Source organism: Vibrio sp. M260118, from assembly GCF_036533755.1.
GTDB lineage: Bacteria > Pseudomonadota > Gammaproteobacteria > Enterobacterales > Vibrionaceae > Vibrio.
On sequence record NZ_JATABG010000252.1, the window covers coordinates 1 to 5,375 of the forward strand.

Annotated in this window: 6 protein-coding genes and 1 riboswitch; of the genes, 1 reads left to right on the forward strand and 5 read right to left on the reverse strand. The window is 44.9% G+C overall.

Annotated elements, in window-relative coordinates; genetic code table 11:
• The 3 genes from thiB to mpl all read right to left on the reverse strand — a co-directional run.
• Window positions 1-876: thiamine ABC transporter substrate binding subunit (gene thiB, locus QTO00_RS14175; RefSeq protein ID WP_331425379.1), on the reverse strand; the 876-nt coding region annotated here is incomplete at its 3' end.
• Window positions 877-921: 45 nt separating this feature from the next.
• Window positions 922-1,044, reverse strand: a riboswitch (TPP riboswitch).
• Between the two features lie 142 nt (window positions 1,045-1,186).
• Complete coding sequence (locus QTO00_RS14180) at window positions 1,187-1,813, reverse strand: flavin prenyltransferase UbiX (RefSeq protein WP_331425380.1); 627 nt, start codon at window positions 1,811-1,813, stop codon at window positions 1,187-1,189.
• Between the two features lie 6 nt (window positions 1,814-1,819).
• Window positions 1,820-3,169, reverse strand: coding sequence for a UDP-N-acetylmuramate:L-alanyl-gamma-D-glutamyl-meso-diaminopimelate ligase (gene mpl / locus QTO00_RS14185; RefSeq protein WP_331425381.1), 1,350 nt, complete (start codon window positions 3,167-3,169; stop codon window positions 1,820-1,822).
• Window positions 3,170-3,464: 295 nt separating this feature from the next.
• Here mpl and fbp point away from each other — a divergent pair, with 295 nt between their 5' ends.
• On the forward strand, window positions 3,465-4,481 hold the full coding sequence (fbp, locus tag QTO00_RS14190) for a class 1 fructose-bisphosphatase (protein WP_331425382.1): 1,017 nt from the start codon (window positions 3,465-3,467) through the stop codon (window positions 4,479-4,481).
• A 69-nt stretch (window positions 4,482-4,550) separates the two neighbouring features.
• Here fbp and QTO00_RS14195 read toward each other — a convergent pair whose 3' ends face one another.
• Window positions 4,551-4,904: a DUF2799 domain-containing protein gene (locus tag QTO00_RS14195; RefSeq protein WP_331425383.1), complete on the reverse strand. Its 354-nt coding sequence runs from the start codon at window positions 4,902-4,904 to the stop codon at window positions 4,551-4,553.
• Between the two features lie 53 nt (window positions 4,905-4,957).
• A complete protein-coding gene (locus tag QTO00_RS14200; RefSeq protein WP_331425384.1) occupies window positions 4,958-5,305 on the reverse strand; it encodes a gamma-glutamylcyclotransferase family protein in 348 nt (115 codons plus the stop codon).
• Window positions 5,306-5,375 lie beyond the last annotated feature (70 nt).

The following is a 5,375-nucleotide window of genomic DNA, read 5'->3' on the forward strand; positions in this document are numbered from 1 at the left end:
CACTGGGTACATCCAGTTTCCTGTAGGCATCGCTGATTTAAACTCATCACTCAAAATGAAGTTCATAAACTCGTCCGCGAGCTTTTGATTATTAGACGCCTTCACCTTAGCTGCAACTTCAACTTGCGTGTAGTGACCTTCAGAAAAATCTGCAGCGGCAAATTTATTATCGCTCTCGGCAATCAAATGGTAAGCAGGAGAAGTCGTGTACGATAGAACCAGATCCGATTCCCCCTCAAGGAACATTGAATAAGCTTCAGACCAACCTTTAGTTACCGTAACGGTTTTCTTAGCAAGATCTCGCCAAGCTTGAGTTGCGTCATCACCGTAAACCGACTTCATCCATAACATCAAACCTTGTCCTGGTGTTGAAGTGCGCGGGTCTTGGTAGATCACTTTCAGGTCATTGCGAGATTCCACCAGCTCTTGCAAACTTTTTGGCGGATTAGCTAACTTCTCTTTGTTGTACACGAACGCAAAGTAGCCAAAATCGTAAGGAACAAATGTCTTGTCGGCCCAACCATTTGGTAGAGTTACTTTGCTAGTATCAACGCTATGCTCAGCCAGTAAACCCGTCTTATTCGCTTCCGCCATCAGGTTATTATCAAGACCTAAGATGATGTCCGCCTTGCTGTTATCACCTTCGAGGCGCAGACGGTTAAGGATAGAAACACCATCATCGAGGGCTACAAAGTTAACATCACAGCCGCAATGTGCTTCAAACGCCTTTTCGACGACAGGACCTGGGCCCCAATCAGCGGCAAAAGAGTCATAGGTATAAACGGTTAGGCTGTTTTCTGCGGCAGTTGCTGAGAATGTCGCTAGAGTTGCTAACGCTATAGTGCTAATAGAAATGGTGCTTAGAGTGTTGTTCACTGCTCGCTCTCTCCTTGTTTGAGCGGCACAGGTTTGAGAAGCGGAGTTCAAGTCCAACTCAATTCCTACGCCAGCATTATCTGGTTCAGGTACACGGGTCCCAAGCTTTAGCTCGATCTCAGCCGACACTAACAATAAATTAGGTCAATAGCTCCCCGATGAGTAACGGTCGAATTGTAATATTAATAACTTCTAATATCTATCCCCTAAATAGTTGGAGTTGCAGCTAGGCGACAAGCAAATTCATCCCAATGAACATAGGGGTACTATTTGATTTGGGTGAATTTGAGTAGTCAACAACGCTACAGCTTCAAATATGACGGGGATCGTAACCCCAGCGAGGCACTAAACCTTGCTCAATTCCAAGATGATCAAGAATACGCGCGACCATAAAATCAACAAGATCTTCAATCGACTTGGGTTGATGATAAAAACCCGGCGCTGCAGGCATAATAGTTACCCCCATCTGAGAGAGCTTGTGCATGTTCTCTAGATGCAGAGTAGAAAATGGCGTCTCTCGTACCACAAGCAACAGTTGGCCACGTTCTTTCATCACAACGTCTGCGGCACGCTCAATTAGATTGTCAGACATACCGTGCGCTATCGCAGCGACACTTCCTGCCGAACAAGGACATACTACCATCTGTTTTGGTGCGGCAGATCCTGAAGCGACCGGAGAGAACCAGTCATCTTTGCCACATACGACCAACTTGTCTGGGTCGCAGTTTAAATGCTCAACTAAGGTTTTCTTTGCCAATTGAGGATTAGCAGGCAGTTTGAGGTCATGTTCAGTAGCCAGCACTACGCGCGCAGCAGATGACACTAGCAGATAAACTTGATAGTCAGCTGCAAGTAAGCACTCCAATAGGCGTAAGCCATAGGGAGCACCTGAAGCGCCAGTAAAGGCCAAAGTGATGGCTTTTTGTTGTTTAGTCATAATTAATTACGCTAACTTTGCTAAAAGCTTGTTGTGAATACCTTCAAAACCGCCATTGCTCATCACCAATATTTGGTCGCCCGGATTGGCGCTAGCAACAATTTGCTCGACCAACTCATCCACACTGGCTGAGGTTTGAGCAGGTTGCATGCACTGAGCAGCAATATCTTCAACCGACCAGTCGATGGAATCAGGTTGGTATAAGAAAACCTGATCGGCTTTTTGCAATGAAGCGGCCAGGGTATCTTTGTGCACACCTCGTTTCATGGTTGCGCTACGCGGTTCAAGTACAGCGATAATTTTACTATCGCCGACCTTGTTACGTAGTCCACCTAAGGTTAGTTCAATCGCAGTTGGGTGGTGAGCAAAATCATCGTAAACCGTCACGCCATTCACTTCACCTTTAAGCTCTAAACGGCGTTTAGTGTTAATAAACTTGGCCAAAGATTCACAAGCTAAGTCTGGAGTTACCCCCACGTGACGTGCTGCTGCAATCGCCATCAAGGCGTTATCAACATTGTGATCACCAACCAAGTCCCAATTTACAATACCAACTTGCTCACCTTGAAACAGGACTTTGAACTGCGAACCATCTATGGAGATTTTCTCTGCCTGCCAATCACCCTGCTCACCGCTAAATTGAGTTTCGCTCCAGCAACCTCGTTCAAGCACATCCGCTAATGCTCGGTCTTGTTTTGGCGCGAGAATACAGCCATTACCCGGTACAGTGCGCACAAGATGATGGAACTGGCGCTTTATCGCTTCAAGATCATCAAAAATATCTGCATGATCAAACTCTAGATTGTTCATGACTAAGGTACGCGGGTGGTAATGCACAAACTTAGAACGCTTATCGAAAAAAGCACTGTCATATTCATCGGCTTCGACAATAAAAAACATACTTTCGCCAAGACGAGCTGATACACCAAAATTACCCAGCACACCGCCAACGAGAAAGCCTGGCTTGTAACCACAATCTTCTAGAATCCAAGTTAACATGCTCGACGTTGTCGTTTTTCCATGAGTACCAGAAACGGCTAGAACCCAACGGTCATGCAGTAGAAACTCTTGCAACCACTGAGGGCCTGAAGTGTAACGAAGATTATTGTTCAGTACATATTCAACACATGGATTACCGCGGCTCATTGCATTACCAATCACAACCAAATCCGGAGCAGGGTTTAATTGAGAAGGATCGAAGCCTTCAATAATTTCAATACCTTGAGATTCTAGAAGGGTGCTCATTGGTGGATAGACATTCGCATCGCTTCCGGTGACTTTGTGCCCCAACTGGCGTGCTAATACCGCTGCGCCACCCATAAAAGTGCCACAGATGCCCAAAATATGAATATGCATAGAAATGCCTTGTTCCAAGCGAAAAACAATCACTCATTATGGCGACAATCAATCAAAAAGCGAACAACTTTAGGCAGTGATTGAGCAAGTGGCTAAGCTTTACTCACCATGACAATACGAAGCTATGAAAACTGTTGAAATTTTACTAAAAATTTTGAGATCTGAGACAGTTAGTTCATTACCAATAAAAAGATCTAACTTTTACACTGAAAGTTAGGGCAGTAACTCGAGTTCCGTCAGAGAACACTACTTCCCATCCCCCCTATCAATGAGTGATTATTTTAAAGGATAAACCATGTCTGGAATGCGCACCCTTGGCGAGTTCATTGTTGAAAAGCAAGCGGACTTCCCCCACGCTAGCGGTGATCTATCATCCCTACTCTCTTCTATTCGTCTTGCTGCAAAGATTGTGAACCGAGAAATCAATGCCGCTGGTTTAGGTGACATCACTGGTGCCGTTGGTACCGAGAACGTCCAAGGTGAAGACCAACAAAAGCTTGATCTATACGCCAACGAAAAGTTCAAAGCCGCGCTTGAAGCCCGAGATCAAGTGTGTGGTGTCGCGAGTGAAGAAGAAGATGAGGCCGTAGCGTTCAATAAAGAGTTGAACAAAAATGCCAAATACGTCGTGCTAATGGACCCACTTGATGGCTCATCAAATATCGATGTGAATGTCTCTGTTGGTACGATTTTCTCCATCTATCGTCGTGTATCTCCTATCGGCACGCCACCAACAGAAGAAGATTTTCTTCAACCAGGACACAAACAAGTTGCCGCTGGATACGTTATCTATGGCTCTTCAACCATGCTGGTTTACACGACAGGTAATGGTGTTAATGGCTTCACGTACGATCCTTCATTGGGCACCTTCTGTTTATCACATGAAAACATGATGATTCCAGAGGATGGTAAGATCTACTCGATCAACGAAGGTAATTACATTCGCTTCCCTATGGGTGTAAAGAAGTACATCAAGTACTGCCAAGAAAATGCCCCGAGTGAAGACCGTCCCTATACTTCACGCTACATTGGCTCTTTGGTTGCTGACTTCCACCGAAATCTACTTAAGGGTGGAATTTATCTCTACCCAAGCACCCAAAGCCACCCAAATGGTAAACTCCGCCTACTGTACGAATGTAACCCGATGGCTTACATCATTGAGCAAGCAGGTGGTGTCGCTTCTGATGGCGTGCAACGCATTATGGATATCAAACCCACAGAACTGCACCAACGTGTGCCATTCTTTGTTGGCTCAAAAAACATGGTCAAAAAAGTGGAAGAGTTTTTAGAACTCAACCGCGAAGAAAGCTGATTTAAGGCCAATCAGAATCAAAAAGAGTCGCTTCATCGCGACTCTTTTATCATCAAGCATCAAACCTAGCTACATTCCCGCTGTCGATTGTCGTCCCGAAATATAGTCTTGCTGGAAAAAGGGGTCAATTCGATCACAAATACCTGCATAGGGCTTACCCTTTACACCTAGCATATAGGCACTTTGCGAGCAGTAGTCAGCTCGACCTTGCTCGTAACCATTCGAATAAGCTAGGTAGAGTTCCTGATTAAATGATCCACTCTGGTCAAGCTTAGCTAGTTTGGTTTCAGATTGCTTTAGCAACCCTTGTTCAGCTCGCTGCCTGCCATAGTTGGACCAGTCGCTATCAACCCCGCTTAAAGGTGGCGGCTGTGAAGTACACCCCGCTAACAACAATGTGGCTAGAACTAATTTCAGCTTCATCTCACTCTCCTTTCGTTGCTCTAGAGCTAACCGCATAGAGCGTAGACTAAGTATTACACCTTCTGACACCAGTCGCCTGAAGAAATTAACGTATCCAATTTGTGATCTTGTTGATATATGTACATCCAAGCTAAACCAAACGGAGTCTCTATTTGTTCTCTTCGATAATCAACTGGGACATCTTCTAGGATATCGAGCTGCTGTAGTGTACTGTCATCAACTTGATAAACCTCACCATAAATAGCACTATGTCCTTCTATTACGGCTGGGTAGCTACCAAGATCAAATAAACTATAAATAGGTGGTGTAGTGTGATTGCCAAGCAACTCAGACTGCGCCAACAAGTAATGATTGACTTGTCCATAGCGCAATGTTCCATATACAAAAACCAAATGTTGCATTGTAAACGCTCCTATCACGGCACTAATTAAACTCAAACTGGTATAGCAGATCGACAGCGCTACTCACCCC

Coding starts and splice junctions, on each gene's coding strand:
- QTO00_RS14180 (WP_331425380.1), bottom strand. CDS start 1,813: ATGACTAAACAACAAAAAGCCATCACTTTGGCCTTTACTGGCGCTTCA.
- QTO00_RS14195 (WP_331425383.1), bottom strand. CDS start 4,904: ATGAAGCTGAAATTAGTTCTAGCCACATTGTTGTTAGCGGGGTGTACT.
- fbp (WP_331425382.1), top strand. CDS start 3,465: ATGTCTGGAATGCGCACCCTTGGCGAGTTCATTGTTGAAAAGCAAGCG.
- mpl (WP_331425381.1), bottom strand. CDS start 3,169: ATGCATATTCATATTTTGGGCATCTGTGGCACTTTTATGGGTGGCGCA.
- QTO00_RS14200 (WP_331425384.1), bottom strand. CDS start 5,305: ATGCAACATTTGGTTTTTGTATATGGAACATTGCGCTATGGACAAGTC.